Genomic DNA, 17,380 nt, shown 5'->3' with positions numbered 1-17,380 from the left:
CCACATCGCCAACGAGCCTACTGGCCAAGGGTAAAATACTGCGCGGTTGCCGCCAGCGCCTTGCCCTTAGCTTCGATCTCGCCGCGGATTCGCGGGAACAGTTCCGCAGCCGGGGTTGGTCGCGTGAACGACGCCGCGTCGATACCCCTGGTACCAGTGATCGCCACCAGCAATTGCGGCGCCACGCGTCCAGCGGCGTTGTCCGCCGCGCTGAGGGCGATCGGAATGCTGAAGGCCGCCTCCGGCGACAGCGCGTCGATCCTCTCGGTGAGATTGAAGACCATACCCTTGTGGTCGATGAGGTAGAGCACCGTGCCGGGACCGCCTCCGGTGCGAAGCGCGCCGGCCAAAGGCGATCCGTTCGACAGGGCCGCCTCCTCGAGCGTTAGCCTGAGTTGGTTCAGGTCGCCGGCGGGCGCCGCCTTGAGGAAATCGGTCACGGCACATTGCGTCGGCTCGATCACCTGCATGTGAAGCGTCGGGCGTAGCTTGAACGTATCCTCGAAGGCTGCCGCCATTCGATCAAGCGGAGCGGCCGCGGTCCCGAGACCCGAGATCGTCACCGCACCAGGTTCCGCGACGGCGGCATTGGCGTAGAAGCAGCTTCCTTCCTGATGGTCTCTGATCCAGGCAATAGCCCTGACCGGATCGACAGTTGGAGGCGGAACGGGCTCCGGCGTCTTTGGCAGCGCCGCAATCTCTTCCTTTGAGGCAGTGTCAGACTGGGGCGCAGCAGGCGGTTGCACGGGTTCGTCCGCCACAGTGGCAGGCGGCTCGGTCGAGGCTGGCGCTTCCGGCTCGGATACGGAAGGCGGCTTTGCGGAATCCGGATCCGGGTTCACCGGTTCGGCCGCGGCCGGAGGAGGCGTCTCCGCAGCGGGCGACAGGGCGTCGCTCGGCTTGCCCGGATCAGCCGGAGCCTGATCCGCGGGCGCGGGGGTCAGGACTGCGGTCGGAGTTTCCGGTTCGGCCTCGCCTCGCGGTGTTCCAAACGAAACCAGACCGGTGAGGTATGCGCCTGCAGCGCCCAGAACCAGGACTGCGGCGATGGCTGCGAACAGCCCAGTTCGGCGTCCCGCCGCCGGCCTCGGCTGGGCGGACGTCCGCGCAGGGGCAGGAGCAGTGCGCGGCTTCGGCGATAGGGCCGGCGGCCTGTGCGGTACGAAGCGGGGCTTGTCGTCGCTGTCCTTTAACCCGTCGCCGGATGGCGGATGCGAATCGTGCCCGCCGCCCCTGGCGCTTGCGGCGACATTGGACTTGAATGCGCCGACGCCGATCAGCATCGCCAGTTCCGCGCTGCTGGGACGATCTTTCGGGTCGGGCTGCAGCATGGCGCCGAGGATGGAACGGAAATCCTCGTCGATCTCGGCAAGATCCGGGACCGCGCGGCGCTTCTCGATGATCTCAAGTTGCGACCCGCTCATCTCGAGAGGCTTGCCGCGTAGCGCCGCCGCCAAGACCAACCCCAGGCTGTAAATGTCCGACTTGTCGCTGACCTGGCCGCCGTTCAGGCCCAACTGCTCGGGCGAAACGAAATTGTACTTGCCTGCGAACTTGCCGCCGATGAGCGTCTCGCCGCCGACATGTGCGGATCGCGCGATGCCGAAGTCGATGATCTTGGCCCGATCGACCCGGCCGCCGGGAAGGATCACATTGTCGGGCGACAGGTCGCGGTGCACCGCCCCCGCGTCATGCACAGCCGCGAGACCCTGCGACAGGCGGTGGCACAGCTGCCAGACGTCCGGTTTCGACATCGGACCGCGCTGCATGACGTCGAACAACGCGTCCCCGTCGACGAACTCCATAGCCATGTACGGCCGGCCGAGGCGCGGATCCACGGTGAAGACGTGGTAGCGAACAATCGCGTCATGCGACAGATGGTTGAGGATCGATGCTTCTTTGCGGAAGAGCGCCAGGATCGTAGGATCGCGGGCAAACTCGGGGAGAACGATCTTGATCGCCACCTTGTCGCCGGTCTCGATATTGTGGCCCCGATAGACTTCGCCCATGCCGCCGGTGGCAATATGTTCGTCAAGCTCGAAGATGCCGCTCAGCTGCGTTCCGGGGCCGACAACCGCGGCTCCAGGATCCGGTGAGATGCGGGTCTTGTCGTCCATGCGTCAGGTCCCCGTGCCTCTGTCCGGATTGACCGGACCTGCGGTCTGGAGCCGTGCCAGCTCGTCCCGGACGCGCACGATCACCACGGTCACGTTGTCCGTTGCGCCCCGTTCGAGAACCTTCGACAGCAACGCTTCGCAAGCCGCCTGAGCGCCGGTCGAATTCACCACCGTCTCGATTTCGTCGTCCGACACGTGGGCGGTCAGTCCGTCGGTGCCGAGGACGAAAATATCCCCCGGTTGCAGTTCACCGTGCTGGTAATCGATGACAATGTCCTCGCCGACACCGACCGCCCGCGTGATGACGTTCTTGCGCGGCCAGTCCTGTGCTTCTGTGTGGTTGATCACACCCCGGTCCAGCAATTCCTGCACCTCTGTGTGATCGCGCGAGATCTGCGAGATCACTCCGTGGCGCACGAGGTAGACCCTGCTGTCGCCGGACCAGAGGCATGCGAAGCGTCCGTCCATGGCGAGGAGGGCGGCAACGGTGGACCCGATCGTCACGCCATGCTGCTGGGAGGTCTCACGTATCTCGTCATGGGCACCGATCAACCGGTCTTCGAAGCGCGCCCGCAGATCGGGCGCAGACGAGGCGATCCCGATCGTCGAGAGATGCTCCACGATCGTTGCCGAGGCGAATTCGCCCGCCTCATGCCCGCCCATGCCATCGGCAACCAGCCACAGGCCGCTGCGCGGCAGGATGAGATAATTGTCTTCGTTGTGCTCGCGCACGCGGCCACGATGGCTGAGCCCGTAGCTCTCGAATGGCAGGGCAACGTCGTCCATCGACCTGTCAGCGCCGACGAAGGCGCCCCTCTTCGACGGGGTTTCACACCGATGCGGCGAGGAGTGTGCCACATCATTCCCCAAGAGAACACCGGAATCAGAAGTCCGGCCAAGCGCAGCTTCCGCGTCCATGTGCGACCAGCCGGGAAGATGCCGGGCATCCCGATCTGCCCTCATGGCGGCAGCGGACAGCTGAATGACGAAAGCGCGGGCAGCGCAAATGGATTTGCGGCCGTTCCGGCGTCGAGAACATACGCGACATCGCGCCCCCCGATCAGGAAGCGAAGCTCCAGATTGGCGCCGTTTTGCGACACTGTCGCGCGATCCAGCAGCCGCTTCAGTGCCCACGGGCCATCGAAGCCGAGTGCCGACTCTCGTCCGGGGAGCTCAGGACTCAGGCTGAGCCGCGCCGAACCGGTTCGCAAATCTCCGGGCCAAGTGATCTGCACCGGAGAACTGCCGGTGTGCAGGCTCTCGACGACCTGCCCGTCGACATCCAGCCGCGCCATGTCCGCTTCGCCGTGGAGAGAAAATGGCGTCACCGTCAATTGAACCGAGGGCAGCGGTTGCCGCGCCGGAAAATACGTGTCGCGAATCTCCGAGGCCAGTTGAAACTGCTTGAGCGAGGCCTCGGAGAATTCCCGTGCAAGCCGCGCATCCTGTTTCCACCGCCACGAAGCACCGCTCATGTCCACTTGCGACGAGAGTTCCCGGGCAAAGAACAAATCGATCAGACCGCCTGGCGCAAACACCTTGGCGAAATCCTGCAGTGGCAAGTCCTCCGCACTATCCGCGACGAAGGGGTACCGGCCGGCGATCGCCTCGGTGCAGGCCGCCGCCAATTGGCCGAGCGATTGGTTAAGCTGGGTGATCGACGCCTGCAACGACTGTCCCTCGAGTTCGTCGGCGGCGGCGCGGACCATTCGCGACATCGGTCTCGGAAGTCGGGACGCATTGGCGCGCAGGTTTGATATCTGCAGCCGGAGGTTGGCGCTTGTGCGATCGTTCTGACTGGCGATCGAATCCGCCAGCCGAAGGCTCTGAAGAATATCGCGGAAGTTCTGGGTCAGAACGTCGATCGGTCGCTGGCCCGCCGACCCGCTGACCATAGCAACGAAGGGCCGAAGCTGCGCCTCGATCGCTGCGACGGGGTTCGCCTCGGTGGTCGCGCCCGAGCCGGATCCGGCGCGGGTTTGCGATTTCAGGGCGGCAAACTTCAAACCGATCCGTGCCAGTCCCCGCGCGCGGTCCACCGTCTGCGACGCCAGTTCGCCCGGGCTGCTGGTAGCGTCGCCCCCATCGGCTGTCCGCTCGCCTGTCAGCACCATCTCCTCCGCGGCGGCTTCGAACAGGCGAACGATGGGCGAGTCGGGCGATGCCGCTGCCGACAGGGCGAGGTATTCCGGCTTGGCGGCCGCCATATCCCTGAGCTTCAACTTATCCAGCACAGCCTGCCAAGCCGCGACATATTCCTTTGCATATCTGTCCACCAGTTCGGGGCCGACGCGCTGCAGCTCGGAATCGATGTCCGCCTGGGCGCCGCCCGCCCCGAACACCCACCGGTCCTCGACGAGGTTCTGCGCGACTTTCGAGAGTTCTTCCAGGAACACCGTGTCGAAGCCCGCGGGCGTGTATATGCCGGGTACCCCGAAGGGCCGAGAGGCTGCTTCCATCGGTCGTGGCCAGGACAAGTCGCGCTTCGCTGCCGGCGTTCTGCGCGATCGAGAAATCGAACCGGTCGGCCGAATGGTAGACCGACCTAACGACTGCACCCGCCCGTTCGGCGAGTGTCAATTGACCCAAGGAGCGTTGCGCGGCCTCGATCAGCGGCTGGTTCAGCGCATATACCGGCTCGTACTCATCGTCGAGCTCCAGCATGGCCCGCAGGTGTTTCTCCAGATTTTCGCGCCCCGACCTATTCGTCGAGCCGGGATAACGGTTCTGTTCCCAGTCGCGGACGAACCAGGAAATGACGAGTGCGCTGTCGGCCTTCGGTGCCTTTCCACCAAGCATCAGGTAGACCTTCAGCGGCTCGTAGACCAGGCCGGCGTCACCCTTCACCTGGTCTATCACCTGTTCCAAGTGGAGCAGGAGACGCGATCTCAGCATGCGCTCGAGGGCCCGCCTGTATGCCGTCTCCGACGCTGATTGCAGCCGCGCGCGCTGGCTGAGGCCGAACGTTTCGGTCACGGGCGTGTCCACGTCACGCGAGCCATATCCGACGGGAAGTTCCCGTATCGCATCGAGCGCCCCGATGACGTTTGCAAGTTCTGTGTCGGCAACCGTCGCGGCGGCCAGGTGAGGGGCGGCCAAGGAACGGAACTGGTCCACCGATCGTGCAGTCGAGGCGATAAGCGCCTGGTTGTTCAGAAAACTCCATCCGATCGCACCAAGCGCCGCTACGGTCACAAGTCCTATGATGGCGCGTGCGGCGTAGCGGGAGAGGGCGATGCGGCGCTGTGCATGCCTGTCCAACGACACCCAGCCTGCCTCAGGAAAGACGACCTGCTTCAAAAGATCGTGCAGGAAGAAGCTCCTGCCTGTGCCGGACATCCGTGCCTGTCCGGGCGCGTCGAAACTTAGCTCCATGGAACCCAGGAGCCGGTCGATCGGCGTCCCTTGTTGTGTCCCCGAGGAGAAATAGAAGCCGCGCAGGGAGGCGTCGATGTGGTGGCGCGTCGGGTCGAACACGCCTCTCAGGAATTTCGTGACCTGGTCTCTCAGGCTGGCGAACTGGATCGGAAAGCCGAAGATCGCGATGCGCGCCCGCGGATCGGATTCGTCGTTCAGGCGATCGGGCAGATCCTCTGAGAGGCGCGCCACGAGGGAATCGAACGCGGCTGGCGCCTCGGCGACCATATTGCGCGTGCGATCGTCGGTCTGGAACGTGGTTCCCCAGACCTGCTTGCGTCGCGCCTCGTCGAAGGCCGCGAAATACTCCATGAAGCCGCTGATGAGGTCGGCCTTAGTGAACACCACATAGACCGGGAACTCGATCTTTAGAACATCATGGATCTCCTGAAGGCGATTTCGGATCTCGGTGACATGTGCGCCAAGTTCCTGGCCATCCAGGGTCATCAGATCGTGCAGGCTGATCGCCAGGATGACCCCGTTGAAAGGCTGAGTCGGACGATGCCGCTTGAGGCTGCCAAGAAAGGCGAGCCAACTCGACTTGTCCCTGCGCGCGTCCGAGTCCTGCGTGGTGTAGCGGCCCGCCGTGTCGATCAGCACGGCGTCTTCGGTGAACCACCAGTCGCAGTACCGCGTGCCGCCGACGCCGGCGACCGGCTGCGCCGCGCCCGACCCGGCCAGCGGAAAATTCAGACCAGAATTGACCAGCGCGGTCGTCTTGCCGGCACCGGGCGGCCCGATGATCAGATACCAGGGCAGCTCATAGAGGAAGTTTCGACTTCCGTATGAAGTCTTCAGAACCTCGATGGCTTGCGCCATCCGTTCTTCGAGCACCTGCGAATCGCTTTCAGCTTCGCTGCCGCTGGCTATCGCTGACTCGAGCGCTTTCTGCGCATTGCGCTCGCGCAAATAGCGAAAGGCATAGTACACCGCGACCAGTCCCACTGCGGCGCCGATGATGGAAAGGCGAGTTCCGTTGCCTTCCAGTATCCGCTGGTCGTTGAAGCTGATCAGGGGTCCCGCATACCAGACCGCGGCCCCGAAGCCTGCCAGGGCGACGACGCCGAAGAGGCGGGCCAGCAATATCATCGGCGCGTTCCGCAGACCCGCGCGCGCCTCATCGGACGTCCTCGCGCGCAATCATCAAGTCGACGCGCCGATTCCTGGCGCGGCCGTCAGGAGTCGCGTTGTCGGCGATTGGCTCGTCCTCGCCCTTGCCTTCGACCTCGATACGGCCGGCATCCGCGATCCGCGGCGAAAGCAGTTTCTCGACCGCCCTAGCGCGCGCCACGGACAGGTCGAAATTGGATTTGAACGCGCTGCCGCGTCCCGGTTTCTCGCTGTCCGTGTGTCCGACGATCCGGATTGAGCCGGGCTCGGCGGACAATGCCGCGGCGATCGGGCCTGCCAATGCGTCGAAATCCGGCTTCAGTGTCGCCCGGCCAGGCGGGAACAGTTGAAGATTGTTGATCTTGACGACAATGAACTGGCCTCTGGCGTCGACCGTCAGCTTGCCCGCGGCAATCTCCGCCGACAGGGCTGCCCTGACCCTCTCGAGCTGCTCATCCCGGCGCGGCAATGCAGCGGCCGCAGGCACTGCGACAGGCGCGGGCTCCACCTCGAAGGCCGGCATCTGGCTCACATGCTGGATCGTAACCGGCCGCGGCGGATCGAGATCCAGAATTGCGGCCGCCATCGCCTCGCCAGCATCGGTAACCAGGTTGCGCATCTCGAAGAACCCGCCTGCGACAAGCGCGCAGGCCGCGGCGGCGGCGGCCCACAGGGGGACGCGCGCACGCGGCTTTGCGAGGCCGATCGGTACGCCCTGCCACTGAGGAGAGATGTCGTCGCCGGGTGGTGGTCGGAAGTAGCGGAGCGTCTCGAAGACGTCACGCCTCACCCGATCGAGGCCGGCGGCGCCGTCCGGCGCATGGCGATACTGACCTTCAAAGCCCAGTGACAGGCAGGCATGCATGAATTCGAGCAGATCGAGCTGGTCTTCCGGATCCGCAAGAATCCTGTTCAGGGCGTCGAAGAATCCGACACCCGCCGCATCGGCGTGGAAGAAGCGCGACAGCATGCCCTGAGGAATCCATTCGGACCGGCCGAATCCCGGCAGATTCTGGACGATGTCGTCGACGGTTTCGCACAGGGCGTAAAGCGCGATGCGTCCGTCGGCCTCGCCGACGCCCGCATGGGCGATCCTACGGTCGAAATCCTGCATCATGGTCGCGAGGTGGGCCGCGAGCCTGTCTGGCTGCACCTCCACGGGTATCTGGCGGAGATGGCCAAGCAGCAGAAATGCCCGGAGCCGCGCCGGCCAGCATCGGATTGGCAATTCTGTAGTCGACCTGGTCATTTGCCTGAAACAGCCGGTCGAGCGTCGGAGCGTGGCTCTCGTCGGCGGACGACCTTTCCGGCTGGTCCCGCGCAAGCATCGTCCGGGGGATCGCCGCGCCCCTGGCCGGCCGCCGCTCCACTTTCGGCAGCAGGACAGTAGGATCCGCCTTGCGATTGCGGGAGGGCGCACGAGCCGGGTCAACGCCAGCGCGCCGGCCAGGCGCGGGAGCCGGCTTTACGACTGTCTTCCCATCGGGGCCGAAGGGATCATCCTTCGAACTCATCGCGACGCCTGCATCGAATCGGCCGCTCGGGTTCGGCTAAGCAAGGCCTCATGGCCAACCACCGGGACGAAGATAATAAGAATAAAGCGAAGATAGCAAATTCGCGGCAGGCAAAAGTGCACTATTTCGCCTTCGCCGCCTTTGAATAGCTTTCGCTGAAATAGTCGAGGAATGCGTCCAGCATGCCGTTTTCATGCCGCTGTTCCTTGGCCTCCCAAGCGGCGACGAAGGCGTCCCAGGCACGGCTCTTCCTCGAGGTGAAGGACGACGATGCGAGACGGGTTTCGATGGTCAGAGGCGAGATGTCGTCGAGAAGTCGCGCAAGTGCCGCCTGCATCGCCGAATAGGTTGCGATCTCGTGCGTTTTCAGATCCCGGAACGCTTCTGCAAGGCTCTGCCGCGCGTCGAGGTATCCAGGGCTGCGACGCCCGAACATCTTTTCCAGCATCTCCTCGGCTCCGGGGACGAACTTGAGCGGGTTGTTGCCCGTGCTGCTGATCATCGTCTGCTGGCTGCTCTTGGCCATCGCTTTCGCGGCCGCGCGGGCCTTCAGCATCGAGGCGAGCTCGTCGACCACGATCCTCAGTCGGCGCCGATCTCCTCGGCCACTTCATGCGGATCGCGCTGCGTGAACGTGTCGGGTGAGATCCCTGCGCCGACGGCGATCTCGCGCAGAAGCCCGGCTGGATCGGTCGCGGGAGTCGAATTGCCGGAAAGCAGTTGCCGCCCGGACTGCAACTGAAGGGACCCTCTCGAATGTCCGGCGGCCTGCGTCTCACGCGGGGGGAAGAAAGGCGCATTCCTTGCGGGATCTTCCAGGCGGGGTGCCGGCGGTCTATTCCCGGACGGATAGTCGGCCGCGCCCGCGAAGCCTTCCCGCTCCTGTTCGATCGACACATTGATCACGTATCGACCGATGCGAATCGTATCACCCGTCCTGAGCAGGTGGACGCCGTCCAGTCTGTGGTTGGAGCCGTTGACGAAAGTGCCGTTGCGAGACAGGTCGTTTAGCCAGAAGCCGCCCCTCTCGAAGCGGATTTCGCAGTGCCGGCCCGAGATGATCAACTGCGGGTCGGGAAGGCTCCAGTCGCCGCCATCGCGGCCGATCTGGAAGCTGCGGTCCCGTGCCGAAAAGCTTGTCGGGCTACCGTCCGGCAGCCGCTCGACATTCCCGATCGTCAGACGAATGTCCATCGCGTGCGCCTCGCTCAACTCACGGCGTCCGGATAATTGTAGCAGCATCCCCCGACGCGGCGACAGTGTGAATTCGGCACATACGCGGACGGGTCGGTCATGCTGGGTTCGCGCATCGTCCTATGCTATAGAAGCAACGTTGGACGGCGACCGGAGCATGACGGAATGCCTACAAACGCCAAGGCGGTCGCCCGCACGCCTCTGGGTGACACGGTCACCTTTGCGCGCCTTGACGGACGCGACGAGATCAGCCGGTGCTTTGCCTACACGGTCGTGCTCATCAGCCGGGACGCACATGTCGATCCGCTCCAGATGCTCGGCCAGTCGGTTTCGATCGAGGCCGAGGACGAGCCGAAACGCTGGTTCAGCGGGCTGGTCTCCGATTTTCGGCTGATCCGCATCGAGGACGGACTGGCGCGGTACGAAGCCGTGGTCAGGCCGTGGCTCTGGTTCCTCTCGAATACGACCGACTGCCGCATTTTCCAGAATATGAGCGTCATCGATATCGTCGAGGACATCTTCTCGAAATATGGGATCGCGAAATTCGAGAAGCGGCTGCAGGGCTCGTATCCGCCTCGCGAGTACTGCGTTCAGTATGACGAAAGCGATCTCGACTTCGTGCAGCGGCTGCTCGAACACGAAGGCATATTCTACTTCTTCGAGCACGATGACGGCGAGCATACGCTGATCCTTGCCGATGCCATGAGCAAGCTCAAGCCGGTGCCGGACTACGAGACCGTGGAGTTCAACTACGGAGCGATCGGCAGCCGCCGCGACAAAGAATACATCACCGAGTGGGCGTTCATCTCGACGGTGCGCCCCGGGGCCTATGTGCACACGGACTTCGACTTCCAGAAGCCCGGCGCGGATCTCATGTCGCAATCCTCGCAGCCATTCGGGCACAAGGAAGCAAGCGGCGAGAACTACCGGCAGCCGGGCGCGCATCTCGATACCGGCCGCGGCGATGCCGTCGCAGCCATCCGGCGCGAAGAGCTCCAGGCGGTCCACCAGCGCATCGCAGCCGTGGGCCACGCGCGGGGACTGTTGCCGGGATGCACGTTCAAGCTCGACCTGTATCCGCGCGAGGACCAGAATCGCGAGTATTTGGTGGTCAGTGCCGAATACCGGATATTCGACCCGAGCTTCGAGTCCGGCATCGCGGCTGAGGGCGAAACCTATACCGTGCTGCTTGGCGTCGCGCCCACGTCGATCGTCTACCGACCGCCCCGGATCACGCCGCGGCCGATCATGCGCGGCCCCCAGACGGCGACCGTGGTCGGACCCTCCGGTGAGGAGATCTACACCGACAAATATGCGCGGGTGAAAGTGCAGTTCCACTGGGACCGCGAAGGCAAGAAGGACCAGAACAGCTCGTGCTTCGTGCGCGTCTCGCAGACCTGGGCCGGCAGCGGCTGGGGGTTCATTCAGATCCCGCGCATCGGCCAGGAAGTGATCGTCGATTTCGTCGAGGGCGATCCCGACCGTCCGATCATCACCGGCCGCGTCTACAACGCCTCCCAGATGCCGCCCTACGGGCTTCCCGGCAATGCCACGCAGTCAGGCTGGAAATCCAATTCGTCGAAAGGGGGCGGCGGTTACAACGAGCTGATGTTCGAGGACAAGGCGGGCTCCGAACTGGTCAACTTCCAGGCCCAGAAGGACCACAACCTGCTGATCAAGAACGACCGCACCAAGCTCGTCCAGCACGATCAGTCCGACCGCATCGACCACGACGCCAAGCACTCCGTCGGCCACAACCTCGACGAGGACGTCGGCAACAACAAGACGGTCAAGGTCGGCGTCGATCAGACCACGAATATCGGCTCGAACGACACCGAGACGGTGGGTTCCAACCGTTCGCTCACCGTCGGAGCCAACGAGACGATTAGCATTGGCAGCAACTCGACCGAAACGATCGGCGCCAACCATACGCAGACGGTGGCGATCATGCAGACGGTCACCGTCGGTGCGGCCGAGACGCGAACGGTCGGTGCCACGCGTTCGGTGACTGTCGGAATAAGCCAGAGCCATGGCATAGGCACGGATGACAGCTGGGACATCGGGGCCAACCAGACAGTCAACATCGGCGCATCGCAGTCGGTCAAGGTGGCTGCGTCTCAGGGCTTCGACGTCGGCGCAAGCCGCAACGCAAAGATCGGCTCCAACGACATGACTGATGTCGGCGGCGGCCATATCCTGAAGATCGCCAAGGGCAGCAAGATCGACATTGGTGAGACCGGCGTCATCGACGTCGGCAAGACGATGACGATCACCGCCAAGGACGCGATCACCCTGAAGACCGGCAGCGCGCAGATCGTCATGAAAAAGGACGGCACGATCATCATCGAAGGCAAGGACATCACGGTCAAAGGCTCCGGCAAGATCAACATCAAGGCGTCGAGCGACGTGATCATCAAGGGCTCGAAGATCAACGAGAATTAGAGGCTGACATGGAAGACGTCCTGCATCGCATCGAAGGGGTGGTGATCGGAGCCTTCCTCGGTTTCGGCGAGGAGTCGGCGCCGCTGGTGGTCTTTCCGGGCAGCCCGGAGGAGACGGCGTTGACGGCGCGGAGTCTCTGCGAACTCTCGTCGGACATGATCGGTCAGGAGGTGGCGCTGCTCTTCGAGGGGGGCGATCCGCGAAAGCCGCTGATCGTCGGACGCATCGTCGATCCCGTGCGTCCCGCCGCCGCCCACCATGTCGTCCGAGACGGCAACCATGTCCGTATCAGCGCGGAGGAGAGGCTGGAACTGCGTTGCGGCAAGGCGACGATCATCATGGACAGTGATGGCCGCATCACCATCCGCGGCGGTCACATCATCAGCCACGCCAGCGGCGCGCAGCGCATTCGCGGCGGCTCCATCAACCTGAACTGATGGCTCGCTGCTGATGGCATCGGCGATCGAACAGCTCTTTGCGCCGCCCCGCCGCATCGCGGCCGAGGCGGTGCGACAGCACGTCGAGCAGGCTGCATTCTTGTGGGCTCAACGCGACAGCTGGAGCCAAGAAGAACCGCCCGACGAGACGGTGATCGGCGAGATCGCACAGCGCGTCGAGGTCAATCTCGACGGCCTGCGGATCGCCGGCGCCGCGGCATGGCCGGCCGCCGAACGACAGCTCGACGATTTTCCCGATAAAGGCGAGTTCTTCGTCGCCGGCTGGATGGCGATCGAGCAGGGCGACGCCACGCGCGTGGACCAGGTTGTCGCGGCGGCCAAACAGGTGGACGAGCGGCGTGGCCTTGTCGGGGCGCTCGCCTGGCACCAGCCGCCGAAGATCGGCCACCTCGTGCGCGACTGGCTGGTCGCGCCGGACCCGTTCAAGCGTTACCTGGCGGTCGGTGCCTGCCTCGAGCACGGGGTAGATCCAAGACAGTCGCTCGCGCGTCTGGTCAATGACCCGGATGCACCGACGCGCGCCTTTGCCCTGCGTCTGGCTGGCCGGCTGAAGCGGGCGGATCTCGCGCGCGAGATGGCGTCGGCGCTGGAGGCGGAGGATGACATCGTGCGCCTGTGGGCGGGCTGGGCGCTGGCGGAGATCGGCACCGGCGACCTGGCGCGGGTCGAACTGCGCAAGGCTGCTGTCGCCGGCGGCGCCGACGCGCTCATTGCCCTTCGCGCCGCGATCAAGGCCGGCCCCGAGAAGGACGTGCGCGCCTGGATGGGCGGGCTGATGAAATCGGCGGCCACCGCGCCGCTCGCGGTGCGCGGCATCGGCATGCTGGGCGATCGCTCGATCCTGCCCTGGCTGATCGAGCGGATGAAGGAGCCCCACGTCGCCGTCCCCGCCAGCGCGGCCTTTCTGGAGCTCTTTCCTGAAGCGCGGGAGGATACGAAGCTGTATACTGTCGACCCGGCGGAGCTGGGACGGGATTTTACGAAATTTTTCGAGGATGATGTGGTGATCGTCGCCATCCCGGATAGGGTCGAGGAGTGGCAAGCCCTGAGCCGAGGGCGTAAGATTTAGAGCGGTATCGGATGGCCGAAGAAATACCGCTGGCCGGGTCGAAATTTGGTGGAGTCGTCACTCTCGAAGTAATCTTCGACAATCCCCGCCGCCGCCAGCCGTAGCAGAGTGCCGTTCTCGTTGTAGAAGCCGCGTGTGTCGCGTCCGGTTGCTGCTTCGAACGCAAACCGCTCTCGGTTGATGCGGCCGAGTTGCGGATCGTCCGCAAGAAGGCTTTCGTGCAGTCTCCTTGAGAGAAAGGAGATGTCGAGAACCGCACCGTTGTACACTGGCGTCGGGCCGGAAACCTGAGTGTGTGCAAGATTGGCAAGAGCATTTTGAACGATCTCGAAGTATGGCTCCCGATCAACAACTAGCCTGTAAGGGACATCATTCTCGTCTGGAAATTCCAAGTGCTGGTCAGCCCCGTCCCAAACCGGGCCATCTTCCTCCTCGAGCAAGAACGACAGGTGATTTTCAATCTGATGCCGGGATTCTTCGTCGTCAGCACTCCGGTGAAGTTGAAGCAACAACTGCACAGCAGAAATATTGCAAGATGCTCCCAACGCCGAAGCAAAAAAATACTGGAAATCTTTATCATCTATTCTGGAGTTGAATGCCTTAAATACGCTTGATATCTGGTTCCAGCTTCCGGAATAACCAATAAGGTCAGTAGTTGCCCTCCAGAAGAAATATCCGGAGTTTCTTTTCATATGGGGAACAAGTTCTTCCAATTCGCTGAATTTTCCGACTTTGCATTTGTCACGAATATAGAAATATGTCTTCCAATGTTCGCCGGCATTGTCGGTGGCTTGGGGTTTCAAATGGAACCCGTCGTACGTAATCGACACGTTATCGCCTCAGCATTAAATATTCAGACATTGGTCGTAACTTGTTCAAGAGTCTTCTGCCAAGCCTCGATATTCTGACACTCTCTAGGCGACGCTTTAAGGTAGTCGTCGGGCAGTACGTTGTTAGCCGTGGCGCATCCGCCGCCCATCATCGGTGTCTTGTGGTGCATCGTCTTTCCTTTGAAATCGGGAGGCGGCTGTCCCTCTTTCGTGTTGGCATCCGTCCAAACCTTCATCGCCTTGTCTTTTAGACCATTATCATCGAAGTGGTTTCTGCCGCTCTTTGCTTGCCGAATGACCCGGTATGGCTTCGCCGGCGTGGAGCTTCGAGGACTAGTATACCTGGACATCGCTCCTCGCGGGACGTCGAAATACAGAGCGCACGGGCCTTCTTCCTTTGGATGCACGTTTGGACATCCGGCATCACCGGCCGCTCGCGACTTGTCCTTGGCGTCCAGCATGGGTCCCACGACTTTGTCGAACTCCGCGATCGCTTTGGGGTTCGTGATTTCTTTTCGTCTGTTCGCCCAAAAGGTCTTCTCGGTAACTACAGGAAATGCTTTATCATTCTCATCCTTCTGCCACTCGTGCAAAGGTTCGTGGCAGCAAGGGCACTTGCCTTCAGCCACGAGATCTTGTGACTGAGCCATGGTTTGTGTCTCAGGTGCCGGCGCAGGGGGCGTGGATGGAGGATCGCTCCCATGATTGCTTGTCGTCATGTCCATGTGACGACAGACATTCTTGCCCTCAAACTTGACGTCCATGCACCACGACTGAAAATACGTCTTGCCCGTGATCTGATGCGTGATGACCGCTGCACCGAAAGTGCGCGTCGCCGCCTCGTTACCTAGGACCGGCTCCTTGTAGTAGGACTTCTGCGCCAACGCGGCGCCCTTGCCTCCGATTTTCACCGTGGACGAACCGGACTTCAAATTGTTGGAGAACGAGGTGTTGGGATAAGGGATCGGGATTGGTCCCGCCGGCGGCGAAGGCGGCGACATGCACACGTCCGGAAAGCGTGCGATGGACTTGTTCATGCCGTTCTCTGCGGCGATCTCCCATTTTCCGGCGAAGACGTTCCTGGTCATCCCGCCCTCCTCAAGCCGAGACGATCGCGGAGGCGCGCCCGCCGAAGGCCATCGAGCTGCCATGTAGCGCGGCCAGCGCGCCGGGGGCGTAGCCGCGGCTGAAGGCCTGCTCGGCCCAGGCAAGCTGGATCAGTCCCGCCGCCGCCCCGGTGTCGCCGATACAGTCGGCGGCGTGCCACACGGGCTGTTCCGGCCGCGTCTGGCGCATGTTGCGAATCTGCGCCAGCACCAGTTCTTCGAAGGCATAGGATTCGCCCGCCACGTCGCTAAGGCGGAAGGCCACCTCGTGCATCTCGGTGCGCGCCTCGGCGAGCGCCGTCTTCAAGGCGCCTGCCAGTCCGTCGGCGCGGAAAGGCTCCTCGCTGATCGCGGTCGCTGTCTCCTCGCCGAGCCCCAGGCCGCGAACGACGACATGGCGCGGCATCAGCGGACGGTGGCTGACGACCGCCAGACATGCCGCTTCGCCGGGGATCAGCCCGTCCGTCGTCTCGCTCGTCTTCAGGCGCATGGCACCGTCGAGCCAGGCCATGGTGCGGGCGTCGATCAGGCTGTCGATCGCGAGGATCAGGCAGGCCGGCGTACCCTCCGCAAGCATCTTTCGCGCAACCATCAGCGCCGCGAAGGCGGCAGGCTGGCCGGCCGCGATATGCGCCGTGCGCCGCTCGTTCATCGCCGAGCCATCGGGAAAACGCAGATCCGCAAACATGCCGTTCAGCCGCGCGCCCGGCGTTTCCTTCTCGCGGGTGCACAGGATCAGCGGCATCTGCGCCCAGGGCAGTGCCGCGCCGATGTCGGGCTCGATATGTTCCAGCACCAGCCTTGCAAGCATGCGCAGCCGCTCGCGCCCACGCTTTGAAGGCGCAATGGCGTCGACACGGGCGCCCCGGATCGGCATCGCCATGCGGTCGCGATAGTCGAGTTCCTCGAAGGCCGCGATGCCGGCCCGCAGCGCCGCGCAGGTCGCGGCGGCGCTATAGCCGACCGGCGAAACGAGACTGACGCAGCTGACGACCGTCATCGGCGTCGTCCTCGCAGCCTGGTGAGCGCCGCCACCGCCTCCCCAAGGCCGGCATAGTGCGGCTTGGCCTTGGGCTCTTCGGGCGGCGGTCCCACCTGCACCTGCTGCAGCCTCACGAATTTGCGCGGCAGCTTCACCGACGCGCGCCCGACCAGCACGATCTTGCCGTCATGCGGGATGAGATTGAGCGTATCCGGCTGCGCGAACTTGTGTTCCGTGTGATCGTCGAACATGAATCTCAGCGGCACTTTGAGCGGCGGCAGCTTGACCTTGAACCGGCCCGACGCGTTCATGTTCACGCACCCGAAAATCATCCCCTCGCTGAGCTTCTCGACCCATTGGTCTTGCGGCGCAGCCTGAAATGCCGGTCGTCGAAATCCTGCGGCAGGAAGGGCAGGACGTTCTCCATCCAATGCTTGTCATACGTCCCGGCATAGCGCGCACGCTCCTTGGCGAAACGCGGCACCGGGCCGAAGCCGATCGGTCTGGGGCGATCGTTCCAGGTCCGCAGCCGTGATTGCGGATCCTCGACCGACGGCAGCGGCGTGCCATCGACATTGCCTTGGCCGACGAGGAAACCGCTGCCGATCGGATTGACCGCGTCACTGCGGTGCCTGGCCGGATCGGGATCTGTGCGGTCCCAGCCGCCGAAGGTCAGATGCCAGGCCAGCGGCATCGACGTGAACGGAACCGGACTCGAGGACTGGATGCCGAGCCCACCGCGAAACCATCGGCGCTGCCCGGTGACGATCGCCCGCTTCTGCAGATTCGGCCCGAACAGGCCGACTTCGACCGCTTGCGCCGGACGTCCGCCGGGCGCAACCGCCATCGCATCGAGTACCACCTCGCAATGCGGCTTCACCGGCACGAAGTCGGACTCGACCCGGATCGAGGTCGTCTCCGGATCGCCGTAATGCGCGTCGGCGAAGACGAAGGGCAGCTGTTCCGTCGCCGGAGTGCAGCTGCCTTCCTCATCGACGTCATAGGTCGCGCGAACGACCGCCACGCACCATTTCACGGCGTGCTTGTCCGCGTAGGGAAAAGTCTCCGCGAGAAAGGGTGTGGTGTTCTGGCTGACGAACATCGAGGATCTATCCACTCACCAGAACATCAGCCATGGAGC

The 17,380-nt window shown here is 63.4% G+C and carries 12 protein-coding genes and 2 pseudogenes; 3 read left to right on the top strand and 11 right to left on the bottom strand.

All coding sequences use genetic code 11. The annotated features are described in order from the left end of the window. Window positions 1-17: 17 nt before the first annotated feature. From LRS09_RS06145 to LRS09_RS29980, 7 genes and pseudogenes are all read right to left on the bottom strand, one after another. Complete coding sequence (locus LRS09_RS06145) at window positions 18-2,117, bottom strand: serine/threonine-protein kinase (RefSeq protein ID WP_257804922.1); 2,100 nt, start codon at window positions 2,115-2,117, stop codon at window positions 18-20. Between the two features lie 3 nt (window positions 2,118-2,120). Next, window positions 2,121-2,903 (bottom strand): PP2C family serine/threonine-protein phosphatase, encoded by a 783-nt coding sequence (locus LRS09_RS06140; RefSeq protein WP_257804921.1) that lies wholly within the window; start codon window positions 2,901-2,903, stop codon window positions 2,121-2,123. A gap of 173 nt (window positions 2,904-3,076) precedes the next feature. Further along, window positions 3,077-4,576, bottom strand: coding sequence for an ImcF-related family protein (locus tag LRS09_RS06135; RefSeq protein ID WP_257804920.1), 1,500 nt, complete (start codon window positions 4,574-4,576; stop codon window positions 3,077-3,079). Window positions 4,577-4,619: 43 nt separating this feature from the next. Then, window positions 4,620-6,623 (bottom strand): annotated as a pseudogene (tssM, locus tag LRS09_RS06130) (type VI secretion system membrane subunit TssM); the annotation flags it as partial. Between the two features lie 28 nt (window positions 6,624-6,651). Further along, window positions 6,652-7,803, bottom strand: coding sequence for a type VI secretion system protein TssL, long form (gene tssL, locus LRS09_RS06125; protein WP_257804919.1), 1,152 nt, complete (start codon window positions 7,801-7,803; stop codon window positions 6,652-6,654). Between the two features lie 476 nt (window positions 7,804-8,279). After that, the gene (gene tagH / locus LRS09_RS29985; RefSeq protein ID WP_308240285.1) at window positions 8,280-8,735 is read right to left on the bottom strand and encodes a type VI secretion system-associated FHA domain protein TagH; all 456 of its coding nucleotides are present in this window, start codon (window positions 8,733-8,735) and stop codon (window positions 8,280-8,282) included. 5 nt (window positions 8,736-8,740) lie between these two features. Further along, entirely contained in the window at window positions 8,741-9,352 is a 612-nt protein-coding gene (locus LRS09_RS29980) for an FHA domain-containing protein (protein WP_308240284.1), read from the bottom strand. Between the two features lie 165 nt (window positions 9,353-9,517). Between LRS09_RS29980 and LRS09_RS06115 the strand changes: the two genes are divergently transcribed. Genes LRS09_RS06115 through LRS09_RS06105 form a run of 3 tightly spaced genes read left to right on the top strand, consistent with a single transcriptional unit; the run spans window position 9,518 to window position 13,321 of the window. After that, window positions 9,518-11,794, top strand: coding sequence for a type VI secretion system Vgr family protein (locus tag LRS09_RS06115; protein ID WP_257804918.1), 2,277 nt, complete (start codon window positions 9,518-9,520; stop codon window positions 11,792-11,794). 8 nt (window positions 11,795-11,802) lie between these two features. After that, a complete protein-coding gene (locus LRS09_RS06110) occupies window positions 11,803-12,231 on the top strand; it encodes a DUF6484 domain-containing protein (RefSeq protein ID WP_257804917.1) in 429 nt (142 codons plus the stop codon). Window positions 12,232-12,244: 13 nt separating this feature from the next. Beyond that, window positions 12,245-13,321 (top strand): HEAT repeat domain-containing protein, encoded by a 1,077-nt coding sequence (locus LRS09_RS06105; RefSeq protein ID WP_257804916.1) that lies wholly within the window; start codon window positions 12,245-12,247, stop codon window positions 13,319-13,321. Here the strand turns inward: LRS09_RS06105 and LRS09_RS06100 are convergent. The 4 genes and pseudogenes from LRS09_RS06100 to LRS09_RS06085 form a co-directional block, all read right to left on the bottom strand. Further along, window positions 13,318-14,151, bottom strand: coding sequence for a hypothetical protein (locus tag LRS09_RS06100; protein WP_257804915.1), 834 nt, complete (start codon window positions 14,149-14,151; stop codon window positions 13,318-13,320). The genes LRS09_RS06105 and LRS09_RS06100 overlap by 4 nt on opposite strands. A 23-nt stretch (window positions 14,152-14,174) precedes the next feature. Further along, window positions 14,175-15,239, bottom strand: coding sequence for a DUF4150 domain-containing protein (locus tag LRS09_RS06095; protein ID WP_257804914.1), 1,065 nt, complete (start codon window positions 15,237-15,239; stop codon window positions 14,175-14,177). 10 nt (window positions 15,240-15,249) lie between these two features. Continuing rightward, window positions 15,250-16,257 (bottom strand): hypothetical protein, encoded by a 1,008-nt coding sequence (locus tag LRS09_RS06090; RefSeq protein ID WP_257804913.1) that lies wholly within the window; start codon window positions 16,255-16,257, stop codon window positions 15,250-15,252. After that, window positions 16,254-17,341 (bottom strand): annotated as a pseudogene (locus LRS09_RS06085) (DUF2169 domain-containing protein). The gene LRS09_RS06090 and the pseudogene LRS09_RS06085 overlap by 4 nt, the downstream one beginning before the upstream one ends. Window positions 17,342-17,380 lie beyond the last annotated feature (39 nt).

The organism is Mesorhizobium sp. J428 (assembly GCF_024699925.1).
Classification (GTDB): Bacteria; Pseudomonadota; Alphaproteobacteria; order Rhizobiales; family Rhizobiaceae; genus Mesorhizobium_A.
This window is presented reverse-complemented; position numbering and strand designations above follow the sequence as displayed.

Coding starts and splice junctions, on each gene's coding strand:
- LRS09_RS29980 (WP_308240284.1), bottom strand. CDS start 9,352: ATGGACATTCGTCTGACGATCGGGAATGTCGAGCGGCTGCCGGACGGT.
- LRS09_RS06145 (WP_257804922.1), bottom strand. CDS start 2,117: ATGGACGACAAGACCCGCATCTCACCGGATCCTGGAGCCGCGGTTGTC.
- LRS09_RS06090 (WP_257804913.1), bottom strand. CDS start 16,257: ATGACGGTCGTCAGCTGCGTCAGTCTCGTTTCGCCGGTCGGCTATAGC.
- LRS09_RS06105 (WP_257804916.1), top strand. CDS start 12,245: ATGGCATCGGCGATCGAACAGCTCTTTGCGCCGCCCCGCCGCATCGCG.
- LRS09_RS06095 (WP_257804914.1), bottom strand. CDS start 15,239: ATGACCAGGAACGTCTTCGCCGGAAAATGGGAGATCGCCGCAGAGAAC.
- LRS09_RS06115 (WP_257804918.1), top strand. CDS start 9,518: ATGCCTACAAACGCCAAGGCGGTCGCCCGCACGCCTCTGGGTGACACG.
- LRS09_RS06135 (WP_257804920.1), bottom strand. CDS start 4,576: ATGGAAGCAGCCTCTCGGCCCTTCGGGGTACCCGGCATATACACGCCC.
- LRS09_RS06110 (WP_257804917.1), top strand. CDS start 11,803: ATGGAAGACGTCCTGCATCGCATCGAAGGGGTGGTGATCGGAGCCTTC.
- LRS09_RS06140 (WP_257804921.1), bottom strand. CDS start 2,903: ATGGACGACGTTGCCCTGCCATTCGAGAGCTACGGGCTCAGCCATCGT.